Origin of the sequence: uncultured Pseudomonas sp., from assembly GCF_943846705.1 — a bacterium.
Lineage (GTDB): Bacteria > Pseudomonadota > Gammaproteobacteria > Pseudomonadales > Pseudomonadaceae > Aquipseudomonas.
Map to the genome: position 1 here is coordinate 2,147,366 of NZ_OX044366.1, position 16,518 is coordinate 2,163,883.

General features: G+C 60.5%; 13 protein-coding genes. 5 read left to right on the forward strand and 8 right to left on the reverse strand.

The window, feature by feature from the left end:
• Positions 1 to 42: 42 nt before the first annotated feature.
• Positions 43 to 1,545, forward strand: a complete 1,503-nt coding sequence (locus tag Q0V31_RS09995; RefSeq protein ID WP_298187481.1) for a helicase HerA-like domain-containing protein — start codon at positions 43 to 45, stop codon at positions 1,543 to 1,545.
• A 57-nt stretch (positions 1,546 to 1,602) separates the two neighbouring features.
• Here Q0V31_RS09995 and Q0V31_RS10000 read toward each other — a convergent pair whose 3' ends face one another.
• On the reverse strand, positions 1,603 to 1,815 hold the full coding sequence (locus Q0V31_RS10000; protein ID WP_298187482.1) for a hypothetical protein: 213 nt from the start codon (positions 1,813 to 1,815) through the stop codon (positions 1,603 to 1,605).
• A gap of 248 nt (positions 1,816 to 2,063) precedes the next feature.
• Positions 2,064 to 2,864, reverse strand: coding sequence for a transporter substrate-binding domain-containing protein (locus Q0V31_RS10005; protein ID WP_298187483.1), 801 nt, complete (start codon positions 2,862 to 2,864; stop codon positions 2,064 to 2,066).
• Positions 2,865 to 3,046: 182 nt separating this feature from the next.
• Here Q0V31_RS10005 and Q0V31_RS10010 point away from each other — a divergent pair, with 182 nt between their 5' ends.
• Positions 3,047 to 3,352, forward strand: coding sequence for a hypothetical protein (locus Q0V31_RS10010; RefSeq protein WP_298187484.1), 306 nt, complete (start codon positions 3,047 to 3,049; stop codon positions 3,350 to 3,352).
• An 8-nt stretch (positions 3,353 to 3,360) separates the two neighbouring features.
• Here Q0V31_RS10010 and Q0V31_RS10015 read toward each other — a convergent pair whose 3' ends face one another.
• Positions 3,361 to 3,855, reverse strand: coding sequence for a tetratricopeptide repeat protein (locus Q0V31_RS10015; RefSeq protein WP_298187486.1), 495 nt, complete (start codon positions 3,853 to 3,855; stop codon positions 3,361 to 3,363).
• A 242-nt stretch (positions 3,856 to 4,097) separates the two neighbouring features.
• Between Q0V31_RS10015 and Q0V31_RS10020 the strand changes: the two genes are divergently transcribed.
• Positions 4,098 to 5,228, forward strand: a complete 1,131-nt coding sequence (locus Q0V31_RS10020) for a M14-type cytosolic carboxypeptidase (protein WP_298187487.1) — start codon at positions 4,098 to 4,100, stop codon at positions 5,226 to 5,228.
• A gap of 46 nt (positions 5,229 to 5,274) precedes the next feature.
• Here the strand turns inward: Q0V31_RS10020 and gcvT are convergent, their stop codons facing one another.
• The 5 genes from gcvT to gcvH form a co-directional block, all read right to left on the reverse strand.
• Complete coding sequence (gene gcvT / locus Q0V31_RS10025; RefSeq protein ID WP_298187490.1) at positions 5,275 to 6,399, reverse strand: glycine cleavage system aminomethyltransferase GcvT; 1,125 nt, start codon at positions 6,397 to 6,399, stop codon at positions 5,275 to 5,277.
• Between the two features lie 78 nt (positions 6,400 to 6,477).
• A complete protein-coding gene (locus Q0V31_RS10030) occupies positions 6,478 to 7,854 on the reverse strand; it encodes an L-serine ammonia-lyase (RefSeq protein ID WP_298187492.1) in 1,377 nt (458 codons plus the stop codon).
• A 91-nt stretch (positions 7,855 to 7,945) separates the two neighbouring features.
• Positions 7,946 to 9,199, reverse strand: coding sequence for a serine hydroxymethyltransferase (gene glyA / locus Q0V31_RS10035; RefSeq protein ID WP_298187494.1), 1,254 nt, complete (start codon positions 9,197 to 9,199; stop codon positions 7,946 to 7,948).
• A 212-nt stretch (positions 9,200 to 9,411) separates the two neighbouring features.
• The gene (gcvP, locus tag Q0V31_RS10040; RefSeq protein ID WP_298187495.1) at positions 9,412 to 12,264 is read right to left on the reverse strand and encodes an aminomethyl-transferring glycine dehydrogenase; all 2,853 of its coding nucleotides are present in this window, start codon (positions 12,262 to 12,264) and stop codon (positions 9,412 to 9,414) included.
• Positions 12,265 to 12,273: 9 nt separating this feature from the next.
• Complete coding sequence (gcvH, locus tag Q0V31_RS10045; RefSeq protein ID WP_298187497.1) at positions 12,274 to 12,657, reverse strand: glycine cleavage system protein GcvH; 384 nt, start codon at positions 12,655 to 12,657, stop codon at positions 12,274 to 12,276.
• 570 nt (positions 12,658 to 13,227) lie between these two features.
• Between gcvH and Q0V31_RS10050 the strand changes: the two genes are divergently transcribed.
• Positions 13,228 to 15,000, forward strand: a complete 1,773-nt coding sequence (locus Q0V31_RS10050; RefSeq protein WP_298187498.1) for a DUF1302 domain-containing protein — start codon at positions 13,228 to 13,230, stop codon at positions 14,998 to 15,000.
• A 29-nt stretch (positions 15,001 to 15,029) separates the two neighbouring features.
• Positions 15,030 to 16,400, forward strand: coding sequence for a DUF1329 domain-containing protein (locus Q0V31_RS10055; protein WP_298187500.1), 1,371 nt, complete (start codon positions 15,030 to 15,032; stop codon positions 16,398 to 16,400).
• Positions 16,401 to 16,518 lie beyond the last annotated feature (118 nt).

Sequence of the window (16,518 nt, forward strand, 5' to 3'; positions counted from 1 at the left end):
TCGGCTTGATTGCAGCAAAGCTTTAACCAGGGAGATAACAAAATGACGCAAACCGATCAGTTTGTTGTGGGGGCCGGTCTTGATGGGCTGCCAGTGGGGCAGGCGCTGCGTCTGGCCAACCGGCACGGGCTGATCGCAGGTGCCACGGGTACGGGTAAAACCGTGACATTGCAGCGCCTCATCGAAACCTTTAGCGATGCTGGCGTGGCGGTGTTCGCCGCCGATGTTAAAGGCGATCTTTGTGGCCTCGGTGCGGCGGGTGCGCCACAAGGCAAGGTGGCTGAGCGGATTGCCAGCATGCCCTGGCTTAACCATCAGCCGATGGCCTACCCGGTCACCCTGTGGGATGTGCACGGGCAAAGCGGCCACCCGCTGCGCACCACGCTCAGTGAAATGGGGCCTTTGTTGCTGGGCGCGCTGCTGGAGCTGACCGCTAGCCAGCAGGCTGCGCTCTATGCCGCGTTCAAGGTGGCAGATCGCGAAGGCTTGCTGTTGCTTGATCTGAAAGACCTCAAGGCATTGCTGGCGCACCTGAAAAGCCACCCCGAGGTGCTTGGCGACGACAGCGCGCTGTTTACCAGCGCTTCAGCACAAGCCTTGCTACGCAAGCTGGCCGGCCTTGAGCAGCAAGGTGCGGAGGCGTTGTTTGGTGAGCCGGCGCTGCAACTTGAAGATATTTTGCACCCTGATCGCGATGGTCGCGGGCGCATTCACCTGCTCGACGCCAGCCGTCTGGTGCACGAAGCGCCCAAGGTCTACGCGACCTTCCTGCTTTGGCTGCTGGCCGAGTTATTCGAGCAACTGCCGGAGCGCGGCGACGCCGACAAACCGCTGTTGGCGCTGTTCTTTGATGAAGCGCACCTGTTGTTTGCCGATACGCCGAAGGCGTTGCAGGAACGCCTGGAGCAGGTGGTGCGGCTGATTCGTTCGAAAGGCGTGGGGGTGTACTTCGTCACCCAGTCACCGGGTGATTTGCCGGACGATGTGTTGGCGCAGCTGGGCCTGCGTATCCAGCATGGCTTGCGCGCCTTTACCGCCAAAGAACAGAAGTCGTTGCGCGCGGTAGCCGATGGCTTTCGGCCTAACCCTGCCATCGACACGCTGGCGGTGTTGACTGAACTGGGTATTGGCGAGGCGCTGGTCGGTACCATGGAGACTAAAGGCACGCCCGCCATGGTCCAGCGTGTGGCGGTTGCGCCACCGCAGTCGCGGATTGGGCCGTTGAGTGAGGCTGAGCGCGCGGCCTTGATTGCCCAGTCGCCATTGCGTGGACGCTACGATAAACCCATTGATCGTGAGTCGGCGTACGAGCTGTTGACCGCGCGCGCCGAACAGGCCGCCGCGGAGCAAATCGAGCAAAGTAAAGTGACCCCCGCCGGCAAGAAAGACGAGGCGGACGGCGGCATTGCTGGCGCAGCCGGTGAGCTGTTCGGCGGGCTGGCGAGTCAGGTAATGAAAGCCACCATGCGCCAGGCGGCCAATCAGATCGGCCGGCAGCTGGTGCGCGGATTGTTGGGGTCGTTAATGGGCGGCAAGCGGCGTTGAGGCTACGGCCATCCCGATGAGGGATGGCCGCGTGGTCAGCTGCCAGGGAGGCGGGCGTCAGCCAGACGCTTCGTCGGCCTTGGTTTGCAGCTCTTTTTCGATTTTTTCCAGCTCTTTGTCAAACGCTTGGTCGAGAAGGTTAGCCTTCTTGCGCCATGGCTTGCGCTCGGGGTCCGGTTGAGCGGCGTAGGTAATCACTTCCCCGCCGTATACATCCTTGTAACGCTGCGCCTGGCGCTCGAGTTCGGCGCGCAGTTCGTCTTTCGTCACGTTGTTTCCCATGGTGTTGAGCAGAATATTGGCTTGATGCCAGGCGCGTGCCTGGACAGCTGAGACAGCCAAACAGTTGTAGTTTGCGCATGTATTAAGCAAGGCGTTGCGAATAGTTTCAGAGACTATTATCAGCGCCAGCGTGCCCTTTAATTGAGGATTGCCTGATCGAGTTGTCAGGCTTGTAAAGGGCTTAATTAGGCTGCACACGGTAATTATGGCGAAGCCGAGTCAAATGTCCAGCGTGCTTAATCGCTAGGTTGTAGACCATAGCGTTGCACAATGGTTGCAAGTTGGCCGCTATTGCGCAGTCTGCTTAACCCGCGATTGAAGGCCTGAAATTGCCCAAGGCTGACTTTTTTGCGGGAAAAACCAATGCCGTATGCAATCGATGTCAAGTGTCCGGCGTGACGCAGGGCATACAGATGTTCATGCTCAATCAAGTGCCGCGCTACATCGCGATTAAGTACAACTACGCCATTCTCGCCAAAGCGTCCGGCATTGAGCATCAATAACAAGCGCCGGTTATTGGTAACCAGCTTGACCTCGACGTTTGGGGTGCTTTGCAGGTGTTCTTGCAAAATAAATGAGGTGCCTGACGGGCCATACACTCCGATTTGGCGACCACGTAAATCGTCTGGCTGGGTGTAGTGGAAGTTGCTTGAGCGTGTGGTGTAGAAGTCGTACCCGGAGGTCACCAGCATGGGGGTAATAAAGAATGCCTGCTGTCGCGCGGGTGATTGAATAACAGTAAAAATCCCATCCACTTCACCCTCCTCGGCTAACTGCAGTGCGCGCCGCCAGGGTAATACCTCAATAGAGCAGCGCCACTGCAAAATCATGCAGGTGGCTTCTACTATTTCGGACAGTGCGCCGCTGGCTATTGCGCCGCGGGAATAGCTGAAGGGTGGGAACTCTTCGGTGACAAAGTGCAATTCTTCAGCTGAAGCGCTGGCCGAAAATAAAATGCTTAGCACGACCAGCGCCTTGCGTATCAACACGACATAATCCTTTAGTGGCGATGAATACTGGCAGGCAAATGCAGCCATGCCAATGCGTGGCTACTGGGTGCGTACAGTGGCTTGTATTATTAGCCCTGTGTTGGCGTGTTTGCCAAGCGGCTCGACTCTGCTGCGTCCTGTGAGCGAGTGGGCGATCGCGGGGAAGTTATTTTATCGTGCTGGGTCGCTGCCACAGAGCAACCCGCTAACAGTTGTTAATAGAGGCCGTGATGCGTAAAGCGATGCAAGTAGGTGTGCTGGGGGTGTTGCTAATTAACCTGGCAGGTTGCGATGCCCTCGAACAGTCGGCGCAGAAATTGGTCGAGAAGACCGAGCAAGCTGTGCGGGACCTGGCTCAAGAGATGCTTGATGAGACGGCTAAAGCGCTCAACAAGGAGGTGGACGACGTGCAACGCTCGCTCAGTGAGTGGCTGGGCACACCTGCTGAAGCAGATCAGCCAGACGAACCCCGGCAGCCCGAGCAGCCCGATGCTGAGCCGTTAGCTCCGGCTGAGGCAAAAATGATTGAAACCTGACGCCAGTCTCAGGGTGTTTGACTGAGCGCTTCACAGCTGGCGGCGTAGTTCTGTTGGCAGGCGCTGAGGAATAATGCCCGGGCTTGCCGTGCGTCACGGGGCACGCCCTGTTCGCCCCTGAGGTAGAGGTTGCCGAGGATGTGCTGGGCCATCGGGTTACCCCCAGCAGCAGACTGATTCAAGTACTTGAGCATCAGTGGCGGGTTGTTGAGCGCCGGGTTATCGCGGCCGGTGTACAAAAACGCCAGACTGACCGCAGCCAGCGCATGGCCCTTGTCGGCGGCCATTTTCCACCAGTATTCGGCCTGTTTGAGGTCTTTCGGTTGGCTGACAAAATACAGGCTGCCCAATTGGAACTGGCTGTCGAGGTCGCCGCGCATGGCCTGGCGTTGCAGGTCAGCGTGCGCGGCGCGGGTGTCGGTTTTTGCCGTCTCTACTGGGGTGGGGGCACTGGCTGGCTTGCCGTTTGAGGTGCTGGCGCAACCGCCTAGTATCATCAGCATGCCAAGCAATGCTACGTATGGGTAAGCAATAGCCATGCGGGGCTTCTCCGGTCTTTTGCGGGGTTTGAAAGGGCCACTGCACAGCAGACTGTGCAGGCGGCAGCAAGTTGCGCGGCTAGGGTTGGCGCTGCTTGATTCGACAGGGTCGAATGCCTAGCAGTGTGTCGCCTTCAGCGTTTCGTTCGCCAGGCAGAGCTGCGACTCTTAAGCGTAGCGGTCTATCACCAGCCATCGAGGTATCCATGCAGATCAGCTCCAACTTCGACAGCGGCAATATCGAGGTCATCGACGCCAGTAATCCGCAGCAGGTGTTGCTGGCGATTCGTCCGGACCTTAACAGCGGCCACTTCCAGTGGTTTCATTTTAAGGTTGAAGGTTTGCAGCCAGGGCAGCGTTATGGTTTTAGCCTGAGCAATGCTGGGCAGTCGTCTTACCCGAATGCCTGGACGGACTACCACGCCGTGGCCTCTTACGATCAGCGTAACTGGTTTCGCGTACCCAGCCGTTTTGCAGATGGTGCGCTGAGCTTTGATGTCGAGCCGCAGCAGGCACAGATCTGGTTTGCCTATTTTGAACCCTATAGCCGCGCCCGCCATGCACAGCTAATTGACCAGGCGCAGCGCCTGGCCGGTGCCGAGTTGTTTGCCACCGGCAAAAGCCTCGAAGGCCGCGCCATCGAGTTGCTGCGGATCAGCCGTAATCCGCAAGCGGCGCGCAAGATTTGGCTGATCGCCCAGCAGCACCCTGGCGAGCATATGGCTGAGTGGTTTATGGAGGGGTTGATCGAGCGTCTGCAGCAGCGTGATGACGCCGAGCTAAGCGCGTTATTGGCACAGGCCGATCTGTACCTGGTGCCGAATATGAACCCGGACGGCGCCTTCCGTGGTCACTTGCGCACTAATCTCGCCGGACGTGACCTCAACCGAGCCTGGCAGTCAGCCAGCGCGGCGGACAGCCCCGAAGTGCATTTCGTCCAGCAGCAGATGCGCGCGATTGGCGTTGATCTGTTTCTGGATATCCACGGTGACGAAGAGATTCCCCACGTATTCACCGCAGGATGTGAGGGTAATCCGGGTTACAGCCCGCGCCTTGCCGGGCTGGAGCAGCAATTTCGCCAGCTGCTGATCGATAATGGTGCCGAGTTTCAGACCACTTTCGGATACGCCCCAGACCAGTTCGGCCAGGCCAATACCACCCTGGCTTGTAATGCCGTGGGGCTAGAGTTCGATTGTTTAGCGTTCACCATCGAAATGCCGTTCAAAGACCACGACGATCGGCCTAACCCGCAAACGGGCTGGAATGGCGAGCGATCCAAGCAGCTGGGCAAGGATGTGCTCAGTGTCGCGGCTGCGATGGTCGGGCAGTTGCGATAACGAAGGTTGTGCGCCGACCTGGCGGCCGGCGCAGCGCGGTGGGCGATTAGCCTCGGTAGTAGCGTTGTGGCACGAACGGCGTTTTGGCGACTTTCATCGCCACGCGCTTGCCGCGCACCATGGCCCACAGTTCGGTATCCAGGGCGATATGGCTGCTCTGCACATAACCCATGGCCACCGGTGCGCCGAGGCTTGGGCCGAAGCCGCCGCTGCTGACGCTGCCGATCACAGTGCCGTCGGCATCGACAATCTCCGCGCCTTCACGCACCGGTACACGCTCTTGTGGCAGCAGGCCGACGCGCTTGCTGGTCACGCCTTCTTGTTGCTGGGCGAAGATGCGCGCCGCCCCCGGGAAACCACCGGCGCGGGCACCATCGGCACGACGCGGCTTGGAGATGGCCCACAGCAGGCTGGCTTCGATTGGCGTGACGCTGCTGCTCATGTCGTGGCCATACAGGCACAGGCCGGCTTCCAGACGCAGCGAGTCACGCGCGCCGAGGCCGATGGCCTCGACTTCTGTTTCGGCTAGCAGGCTGCGCGCCAGGGTCTCGGCGTGTTCAGCAGGCACGGAAATCTCGTAGCCATCTTCACCGGTGTAACCGGAGCGGCTGACGTAGCAGTCCACGCCGAGTAAACGCACCGGGGCGAATTGCATAAAGGTCATCTGCGCCACTTCTGGGGCCAGGCGCGCCAGTACGTCGACGGCTTTAGGGCCTTGCAGCGCCAACAGGGCGCGGGCTTCGAACTGCTCCTCAATCTCGCACTGGCTGCCGATGTGTTGTTGCAGGTGAGCCAGGTCCTGATGCTTGCAGCCGGCGTTGACCACCAGGAACAGGGTGTCGTCGCCCAGGTTGGCAACCATCAGATCGTCGAGGATGCCGCCATTCTCATCGGTGAACATGGCGTAGCGCTGCATGCCCACCGGTAGGTCGATGATGTCCACCGGCACCAGGGTTTCCAGGGCCTTGGCGGCATTGGCACCGCGCAGGACGATCTGGCCCATGTGCGAGACGTCGAACAGACCAGCCTGCTCGCGGGTGTGCAGGTGTTCTTTCATCACCCCGAGCGGGTACTGCACCGGCATGTCGTAGTCGGCAAACGGCACCATGCGCGCGCCCAATTCGAGGTGCAGGGCGTGTAGTGGGGTTTTCGCCAGGGTTTCAGTGGTCATGCGGTTCTCCATGTCGGTAAACGTTATTCCTGTAGGCGCAGCGTGCTCGCGCCTACAGGCTTGTATGGGGTGCGCTGCTCAGCACTCGATAATATTGACGGCCAAACCGCCGCGGGCGGTTTCCTTGTACTTGTTGTTCATGTCGGCACCGGTCTGGCGCATGGTGCGGATGACTTTATCCAGCGACACAAAGTGCTGACCGTCGCCGCGCAGGGCCATGCGTGCGGCGTTGATGGCCTTCACCGAGCCCATGGCGTTGCGTTCGATACAGGGTACCTGCACCAGGCCGCCGATGGGGTCGCAGGTCAGGCCGAGGTTATGTTCCATGCCAATTTCGGCGGCGTTTTCCACCTGGTTGACGTTACCGCCCAGCACTTCGCAGAGTGCCCCGGCGGCCATCGAACAGGCTACGCCGACCTCGCCCTGACAGCCGACTTCGGCGCCGGAGATCGAGGCGTTTTCCTTGTAGAGGATGCCGATGGCGGCGGCAGTGAGCAGAAAACGCACCACGCCGTCATCGTTGGAACTGGGGATAAAGCGGCTGTAGTAATGCAGCACCGCCGGCACGATACCGGCCGCGCCATTGGTCGGCGCGGTAACCACGCGGCCGCCGCTGGCGTTTTCTTCGTTAACCGCCAAGGCATAGAGGTTGACCCAATCGAGCACGCTCAAGGCATCCCGCAGGCTGGCTTCCGGGTGTTTGCACAGTTGTCGGTGTAAGTCTGCCGCGCGGCGTTTGACCTTGAGCCCGCCGGGCATGATGCCCTCGTTGCGGCAACCGGCTTCGACGCAATCCTGCATCACTTGCCAGATCTGCAGCAGGCGCGCGCGGGTTTCCGCTTCCGGGCGCCAGGCCGCCTCGTTGGCCAGCATCACCTGGCTGATCGACAGGTTGTGCGCGGCGCAATGCGCCAGCAGTTGCTTACCGGTGGTGAAGGGGTATTGCAGCGGCGTGGTGTCTTCGACGATGCGGTCAGCGCCGGCGGCTTGTTCATCCACCACAAAGCCGCCGCCCACCGAGTAATACTCACGCGAGCGAATCTGTAACCCGGCGGCGTCGAAGGCGCGAAAGATCATGCCGTTGGGGTGAAAGGGCAGCGGCTTGCGGATCATCGCCAGGTGCTGTTTTTCGACAAAGCGGATCGGTTTTTCGCCAAGCAAATTCAGCTCACCGCCGCTGCGGATCGCCGCCAGGCGGGCGTCGACGTTGTTGGTGTCGACCGTGTCGGGCTGCTCGCCCTCCAGGCCTAGTAGCACCGCCTTATCGCTGCCATGGCCTTTGCCGGTGGCGCCGAGGGAGCCGTATAGCTCGACCTTGATACTCTCGGTGCTGGCGAGTAAATCGTCGCGGCGCAGGCCTTCGGCAAAGCGCAGGGCGGCGAGCATCGGGCCCACGGTGTGTGAGCTGGAGGGGCCGATACCTATCTTGAATAAATCAAAAACGCTGAGTGACATGCTTTCTCCGGCTCTGAGCCGACCTTGTAGGTTGGCGTGGATACAGCGCGGCGTGTAACCGCGCCTGCGTTCAGCAAAAAGCAGCTGTTGCTTAGTCAGCGTAGACCGGGAAGCTGGCGCAGAGTGCCGCCACCTGACCACGGACGCGCTCGATCAGCGCCGGGTTGTCCAGCTCATCGAGAATGTCGCAGATCCAGCCAGCCAGGGTGCGGCATTCGGTTTGCTTGAAGCCGCGCGTGGTCACGGCCGGAGTGCCGATGCGGATGCCAGAAGTGACGAACGGCGACTGCGGGTCATTCGGCACGGCGTTCTTGTTCACCGTGATATGCGCATCACCCAGCGCCGCATCGGCGGCTTTGCCGGTCAGGCCCTGCTTGACCAGACTGATCAGCATCAGGTGGTTGTCGGTGCCGCCGGAAACCACGTCATAGCCGCGGCCAACGAACACTTCGGCCATGGCCTGGGCGTTGTCGATGACCTGCTGTTGATAGGTTTTAAAAGCAGGCTCCAGCGCTTCCTTGAAGCACACTGCCTTGGCTGCGATCACGTGCATCAGCGGGCCGCCCTGGCTGCCGGGGAATACCGCCGAGTTGAGCTTCTTCTCGATGTCCGCATTGGCGCGCGCCAGGATCAAGCCACCGCGTGGGCCGCGCAGGGTTTTGTGGGTGGTGGTGGTGACCACATCGGCAAACGGCATCGGGTTGGGGTACAGGCCTGCGGCGACCAAGCCGGCGACGTGGGCCATGTCGACAAACAGCAGGGCGTCGACCTTGTCGGCGATTGCGCGGAAACGGGCGAAATCCAGGGTGCGCGAATAGGCGGAGAAACCGGCGACGATCATCTTCGGCTTGTGCTCAAGCGCCAGGCGTTCGACTTCGGCGTAATCGATCAGGCCTTGCTCGTCGATGCCGTATTGCACCGCGTTGTACAGCTTGCCCGAAGACGACACCTTGGCGCCGTGGGTCAGGTGGCCGCCGTGGGCCAGGCTCATACCGAGGATGGTGTCGCCGGCATTGAGCAGCGCCAGGTACACCGCGCTGTTGGCCGATGAGCCGGAATGCGGCTGGACGTTGGCGTAGTCGGCACCGAACAACTGCTTGGCGCGCTCGATGGCCAGGGCCTCGACCTTGTCGACATGCTCACAGCCGCCGTAGTAACGCTTGCCCGGATAGCCTTCGGCGTACTTGTTGGTCAGGCCACTGCCTTGCGCCAGCATGACGCGCTGGCTGCAATAGTTTTCCGAGGCGATCAGCTCAATGTGATCTTCCTGGCGTTGCTCTTCGGCGTTGATCGCGGCGAGCAGGGCGTCGTCATAACCTTGCAGTTGGTCGTGTTTGCTGAACATGCGCAGATCCCTCGGTTGTTGTTCTTGTGGGTACAACTGACCCGCCCCGGGTAGGGGTGAGTCGAAATTTTGGGTAAATAAACCGTAGGATGGGCGGCGCATTGCCCTGATCAGGCTGGCAACGCCGCTATTGAACGCCGTGTAAGCCATCGTTGATGGTACGTGGCGTGATGGGTATCGCTGCGCTCAACCCATCCTACGTTTACATCGCCTTAAGCGTCCTGATACGCCTCGATGGACGGGCAGGCGCAGATCAGGTTGCGGTCGCCGAACACGTTGTCGACGCGGCCGACCGGTGGCCAGTACTTGCCTTCGATCAGCGTGGCGGTTGGGTACACCGCCTGCTCGCGGCTGTAGCCGTGCGTCCATTCACCGACCAGTTCCAGGGCGGTGTGCGGGGCGTTTTTCAACGGGTTGTCGGTGGCGTCCAGATGACCGGCTTCCACCGCACGAATTTCTTCGCGAATGGCGATCATGGCGTCGCAGAAGCGGTCCAGTTCTTCCTTGGATTCGCTTTCGGTCGGTTCGATCATCAGCGTGCCGGCGACCGGGAAGGACATGGTCGGGGCGTGGAAACCGAAGTCGATCAGGCGCTTGGCCACATCGTCAACGCTGATGCCGCTGCTGTCCTTGATCGGACGGATGTCCAGAATGCACTCGTGCGCCACCAGGCCACCGGCGCCCGAATACAGCACGGGGTAGTGCTCTTCGAGGCGGCGGGCGATGTAGTTGGCGTTGAGAATGGCCATCTGCGAGGCGCGCTTGAGGCCTTCGCCGCCCATCATGCTGATGTACATCCAGGTGATTGGCAGGATGCTGGCGCTGCCGAACGGTGCGGCGCTGACGGCACCTTCCTTGCGCGCCATGTGACCATGGCCCGGCAGGAACGGAATCAGGTGCGCTTTGACGCCAATCGGGCCGACGCCTGGGCCGCCACCGCCGTGCGGGATGCAGAAGGTCTTGTGCAGGTTCAGGTGCGAGACGTCGCCGCCGAACTGGCCTGGGGCGCAGAGGCCGACCATGGCATTCATGTTGGCGCCGTCGATGTACACCTGGCCGCCGTTGTCATGAATGATCTGGCAGATTTCGCGGATGCCTTCCTCGAACACGCCGTGGGTCGACGGGTAGGTAATCATCAGCGCAGCCAGGCGCTCTTTGTGCTCTTCGGCCTTGGCCTTAAGATCGGCGATGTCGACGTTACCGCTGCTGTCGCAGGCGGTGACGACTACACGCATGCCGGCCATGCTGGCGGTGGCCGGGTTGGTGCCGTGGGCCGACTGCGGGATCAGGCAGATGTCGCGCTGATCGTCGCCGCGGCTGTGGTGGTACGCGCGGATGGCCAGCAGGCCGGCGTACTCGCCCTGGGAACCGGCGTTCGGCTGCAGGGAGATGCCGTCGTAACCGGTGGCCGCGCAGAGCATGGCTTCCAGTTCAGTGGTCAGCTGGCTGTAGCCTTGGCTTTGCTCAACCGGAGCGAAGGGGTGCAGGTTGCCGAATTCGGCCCAGGTCACCGGGATCATTTCGCTGGCGGCGTTGAGCTTCATGGTGCAGGAGCCCAGCGGGATCATGCTGCGGTCCAGCGCCAGGTCCTTGTCGGCCAGTTTGCGCAGGTAGCGCATCAACTCGGTTTCCGAGTGATAACGGTTGAACACCGGGTGCGCGAGGATCGCCGACTCACGCAGCAGGCCTTGCGGCAGTTGTGCGGTGACGCCTGCGGCCAGCTCGGCGAATGCCGGCACGGCTTTGCCCTCGGCAAATACCGCCAGCAGTGCTTCGACAGCGGCCTGGTCAGTGGTTTCGTCCAGGGATAGGCCCAGGCGCTCGCCATCGATTTCACGCAGGTTGATGCTGGCTTTGCGCGCAGCCGCGTGCAGGGCGGCGGTCTTGCTGCCGGTGGCCAGGCTCAGGGTGTCGAAGAAGAATTCCTGCTCAACGCTGTAGCCCAAAGCGCGCAGGCCCTTGGCCAGGATCGCGGTGAACTGGTGGGTGCGCTGGGCGATCTGGGTCAGACCTTTGGGGCCGTGGTACACGGCGTACATGCTGGCGATGTTGGCCAGCAGCACCTGGGCGGTGCAGATGTTGCTGGTGGCCTTCTCGCGGCGGATGTGCTGCTCGCGGGTCTGCATGGCCAGGCGCAGGGCCGGCTTGCCGAAACGGTCGATCGACATGCCGACCAGGCGGCCCGGCATGTCGCGTTTGAATGCATCGCGGGTGGCGAAGTAGGCGGCGTGCGGGCCACCGAAGCCCAGCGGCACACCGAAGCGCTGCGCGCTGCCCAGGGCCACGTCGGCACCAAACTCACCCGGCGGGGTGAGCAGGGTCAGGGCCAGCAGGTCAGCGGCCACGGCAACCAGCGCGTTGGCGGCGTGGAAGCGCGCTACCAGCTCGCGGTAATCGAAGATGTCGCCATTGCTCGCCGGGTACTGCAGCAGTGCGCCGAAGTAGGCGCTGGCGTCAGTGATGCTGGCTTCGTCGCCTACCACTACTTCAATGCCCAGCGGCTCGGCACGGGTGCGCAGCACGTCGAGGGTTTGCGGGTGGCAGTGCTGCGAGGCGAAGAAGGCGTTGCTGGCCTTGTTCTTCGACAGGCGCTTGCAGAAGGTCATGGCTTCGGCGGCGGCGGTGGCCTCATCGAGCAGGGACGCGTTGGCGATCTGCATACCGGTGAGGTCGGTGACCAGGGTCTGGAAGTTCAGCAAGGACTCCAGGCGACCCTGGGAGATTTCTGGCTGGTACGGGGTGTAGGCGGTGTACCAGGCCGGGTTTTCCAGCAGGTTGCGCAGGATCGGGCTTGGCGTGTGGGTGCCGTGATAGCCCTGGCCGATGTAGGTTTTGAATTGCTGGTTTTTGCCAGCGATGGCTTTGATCTTGGCCAGCGCGTCGGCTTCCGACAGGCCCGGCAGTGAGCCCAGCACGCTGGTGCCCTTGATGCTCTCGGGGATCACGTTGTCGGTCAGTGCGTCGATGCTGGCGTAGCCGAGCAGTTCGAGCATGGCCGCGGTATCAGCCTCACGTGGGCCGATGTGGCGGGCGACAAATTCGTTCTGGGTGGTCAGCTTGGTCATTGCAATCTCTCAGGCGTCAGCATTGGCGTTGAGCAGGCGCTCGTAGGCAGCCTGATCGAGCAGGTCGGCTACCGCGCTGGCATTGGCCGGGCGGAAACGGAAGAACCAACCTTTACCCAGGGGCTCTTCGTTAACCAACTCAGGGCTGGATTCTAGCTCGCCATTGACCTCAACCACCTCACCGTCCAGCGGCATGGAGATATTGCTTGCCGCTTTTACCGATTCCAGTACGGCCACTTCGTCGCCCTCGGCGTAGCTCTGGGCCTCTGGCAATTGCACGAATACCACGTCACCCAAGGCTTCCTGGGCATAGGCGGTGATGCCCACGGTAACCAGGCCATCGGCATCCTGACGCAGCCATTCGTGCTCAACGGTAAAACGCAATTCGCTCATGTGAACTCCTCAAGGGGGTGACTCGCCCTTTCTGCTGGGGGCGATGTGCTGGACGCTCGTGCAGGGCAGCGAACGCAAGATGCAAAGACCATAGCAAGGTAGGTGCCATTGTTATTTTTATCAACAAAAACAATAACTTAGATTGTTTCTGTGGTTGTGCTCTTGTTGTGCCTGTAGTGATTTCAATACGCGTGAGGGGCGTTCAACGGCTATGTGTTCGGTAAGGGCGCTGAGGCCGTGGGTTAGGCTGGCTGTATCGATTTTATTACGTTGTATCTAAAGCGATACGGTTGATGCTGGCCACGGCTTGTTGCCGAGGGTTATTGCGCTAACGCGAACTGGGCTGAGCGGGGTGTAGCGGCCATGCCCGTGGCCGACAGCAAGAACTATTCATCCAGCCTATCCAGCGCCATTGGGAGGCTCAATGGGCTGGGCGCGGGGTGGCCTATTAGACGGCTATTCACTCTTTCGGCTGACCGGGCAAATACCTCTTTCGGGCGCTTATCCCGCCCCGGGTGGCTGGGTAGCGTGGAGCTTCAACACGAAACCCCCGCTTTCCAGGAGAGCCGCATGAGAACAAAAACAAGACATGCCATCTTCCAGCCTAGTGTTTTGGCGACTGCCATTGCGCTGTGCTGTGTCGCGCCTGTTCAGGCCGTAACGTTTAACCTTGGTGAGGTCGAAGGGCAGTTCGATTCGTCCCTTTCTGTGGGTGCCAGTTGGAGCGTACGCGGCGCTGAACCGGACTTTATCGGCACGCGCAATGGCGGCAAGGCGTCCTCGCAAACCAACGATGACGGCCGCCTGAACTTCAAGAAGGGCGAAACCTTCTCGAAAATCTTCAAAGGCATTCATGACCTTGAGCTGAAGTACGGCGATACCGGCGTGTTTATTCGCGGCAAGTACTGGTACGACTTCGAAACCAAGGACGAAAGCCGCCTGCTCTATGACATCGTCGACAGCAACCGCAAGACCGCGGCGCAGGCCTCTGGCGCGGAAATCCTCGATGCGTTTATCTACCACAACTACAACCTGGGTGGCATGCCGGGTAGCGTGCGGGTGGGTAAGCAGGTGGTGAGTTGGGGTGAGAGCACTTTTATCCAGAACTCGATCAACTCAATCAACCCGGTGGATGCCGCAGCGTTCCGCCGTCCTGGTGCGGAGATCAAAGAGGGTTTGATTCCGGTCAATATGCTCTACGTGTCGCAGAGCCTGACTGACAGCGTGAGCATGGAGGCGTTCTATCAGCTGGAGTGGGACCAGACGGTTATTGATAACTGCGGCACCTTCTTCGCCCCCAGTGACACCGCGGCTGATGGCTGCAATGATCGCCTGGCGGTGTTCGGCGCGGATGTAGCGCCAGGTGCCTCGAACAACACCGGTGCTCCTGGCAATCCCATTTATGTCCCGCGTGGCGGCGATCGGGATGCGCGCGACAGTGGCCAGTTCGGCGTTGCCCTGCGCTGGTTTGCCGAATCGCTGAACGACACCGAGTTCGGTCTGTATGCGATGAACTACCACAGCCGTACCCCGAACGGCAGTTTCGTACGCACCAGCACACCCTCTGCGTCCCTCATTCCTGGCGCGCCGAATGCCCGCTACTTTCTCGAGTACCCCGAAGATATCCGCCTGTATGGCATAAGTTTTCAAACCAACGTCGAGGGCACTGCGCTGTCGGGTGAACTCAGCTATCGGCCAAACATGCCGATCTCGATCAACTCTACCGACCTGACCTTTGCTTCGCTGGCATTGCCTAATTCACCGGTGTTTACCAGTGGTCATGCGCGCAATGTCGCCGGCGAGGAAATCAGTGGTTATGTGCGCAAACCGGTGACCCAGGCTCAGATTACTGCGGTGCAGTTCTTTGACCGGGTGCTCGGTGCCAGCCGCCTGACCCTGCTCGGTGAGGTGGGTTACAACCATGTCAGTGGTATCAGTAATGATATCGGCGATCTGCGCTTCGGCCGCGATCCGGTCTATGGCATTGGTGAGTTAACCCCTAATGCTGCCTGTACCGGCTCGCTGAATACCGCCAACCCTGATGAGTGTAATGACGATGGCTTTATCACCAGCAGCTCCTGGGGCTATCGCCTGCGCGCCAGTGCCGACTACAGCAACGTTTTTGCCGGGGTCAACCTGACGCCGAGTATCGCTTGGTCGCATGACGTTGATGGTTATGGACCCAACTTTAGCGAAGGCAGTAAAGCCGTCAGCCTGGGTTTGAATGCTGATTACCAGAACACCTACACCGCCAGCCTCAGTTACACCGACTTTTTTGGTGGTGATTACAACACCAACGTCGACCGTGACTTTGTCGCCCTCAGTTTTGGTGTGAACTTCTGATCAACGCAGTGCAAAAGGATCCGTACCCAATGAAAAGCACAAGAATCCTGCAAGCCGGAGCGCTGGCGCTGACCCTGTTAGCCAGCAGTGTGATGGCCGCAGTCTCTGAGCAAGAAGCCGCTCAGTTGGGCGTCAGCCTGACGCCGCTGGGCGGTGAAATGGCTGGTAATGCCGAGGGCACCATCCCTGCCTGGACTGGTGGCCTGCCGACCAACGCCGCCGCTGTCGACAGCAAAGGTTTTCTCGCTGACCCGTTTGCCAGCGAGCAACCGTTGTTCACCATCACCGCCGCCAATGCCGAGCAGTACAAGGACAAACTGTCAGCCGGGCAGATGGCCATGCTCAAGCGCTACGCGGACAGCTACAAGATCCCGGTCTATGCCACCCATCGCACCACCGCCGTGCCTGAGGCCATTGCAGCCGCCGCCAAGCTCAGTGCGCTGAATACCACGCCGGTGGATGGCGGCAACGGTCTGCTCAACTTTAACGCCAGTCGTTATTACGCCTTCCCGATCCCCAAAAGCGGCGTTGAGGTGGTGTGGAACCACATCACCCGATACCGCGGGGGCAATACCCGTCGGATCGTCACGCAAGCTACGCCGCAGACTAACGGCTCCTACAGCCTGGTGAAGTTCGAGGACGAGGTGGCGTTCCCGGCGGATATGCCGGACCTCGACCCCGCCAAGGGCAGCAACATACTGCTGTATTTCAAACAGCGGGTGACGGCACCTTCGCGCCTGGCCGGTAACGTATTGCTGGTCCACGAGACCATTGATCAGGTCAAGGAACCGCGCCTGGCCTGGATCTATAACGCCGGTCAGCGTCGGGTACGCCGCGCACCCCAGGTAGCCTACGACGGTCCGGGTACCGCCGCTGACGGTATGCGCACGGCCGACAACTTCGACTTGTTTTCCGGCGCGCCGGATCGCTACGACTGGAAGTTGGTCGGCAAGAAGGAAATGTACATTCCATACAACAGCTACAAGCTCGATTCGCCAGCGCTGGCTTACGACGATGTGATCAAGGCCGGGCATATCAACCAGGACCTGGCCCGCTACGAGTTGCACCGGGTGTGGGAGGTGGTGGCCACGCTGAAGAGTGGTGAACGGCATATTTATGCCAAGCGGCATATGTATGTCGATGAGGACAGCTGGCAGATCGCCCTGGTCGACCATTACGACGGTCGCGGCCAACTCTGGCGTGTGGCGGAGGGCCATGCGCAGCAGTACTTCAACCATCAGGTGCCGGGTTACACCCTGGAGGCGCTGTACGACCTGGTGGCTGGTCGCTATTTGGCCTTGGGCATGAAGAACGAGGAAAAGTCAGCGTACAACTTCGGCTTCAAGGCCTCCGCGGCCGACTACACGCCGGCCGCTTTGCGCAGTTCAGGCGTGCGTTAACCCTCAAGGCATAGGTATTACTCCGTGATTTAGCGGCCTGCGGGCCGCTTTTTTTATCATCCGCCATCACCTGCGTTGATAGAGCTGTAAGCCTCAAGTGTTGAGGTTTAGCCTGCGA

Bases quoted from the DNA above. Each gene is read 5' to 3' on its own strand.
- Q0V31_RS10010 (WP_298187484.1), top strand. From the start codon at position 3,047: ATGCGTAAAGCGATGCAAGTAGGTGTGCTGGGGGTGTTGCTAATTAAC.
- Q0V31_RS09995 (WP_298187481.1), top strand. From the start codon at position 43: ATGACGCAAACCGATCAGTTTGTTGTGGGGGCCGGTCTTGATGGGCTG.
- Q0V31_RS10020 (WP_298187487.1), top strand. From the start codon at position 4,098: ATGCAGATCAGCTCCAACTTCGACAGCGGCAATATCGAGGTCATCGAC.
- gcvP (WP_298187495.1), bottom strand. From the start codon at position 12,264: ATGACCAAGCTGACCACCCAGAACGAATTTGTCGCCCGCCACATCGGC.
- glyA (WP_298187494.1), bottom strand. From the start codon at position 9,199: ATGTTCAGCAAACACGACCAACTGCAAGGTTATGACGACGCCCTGCTC.
- gcvT (WP_298187490.1), bottom strand. From the start codon at position 6,399: ATGACCACTGAAACCCTGGCGAAAACCCCACTACACGCCCTGCACCTC.
- Q0V31_RS10005 (WP_298187483.1), bottom strand. From the start codon at position 2,864: ATGGCTGCATTTGCCTGCCAGTATTCATCGCCACTAAAGGATTATGTC.
- Q0V31_RS10055 (WP_298187500.1), top strand. From the start codon at position 15,030: ATGAAAAGCACAAGAATCCTGCAAGCCGGAGCGCTGGCGCTGACCCTG.
- Q0V31_RS10050 (WP_298187498.1), top strand. From the start codon at position 13,228: ATGAGAACAAAAACAAGACATGCCATCTTCCAGCCTAGTGTTTTGGCG.
- Q0V31_RS10015 (WP_298187486.1), bottom strand. From the start codon at position 3,855: ATGCTGATGATACTAGGCGGTTGCGCCAGCACCTCAAACGGCAAGCCA.
- gcvH (WP_298187497.1), bottom strand. From the start codon at position 12,657: ATGAGCGAATTGCGTTTTACCGTTGAGCACGAATGGCTGCGTCAGGAT.
- Q0V31_RS10030 (WP_298187492.1), bottom strand. From the start codon at position 7,854: ATGTCACTCAGCGTTTTTGATTTATTCAAGATAGGTATCGGCCCCTCC.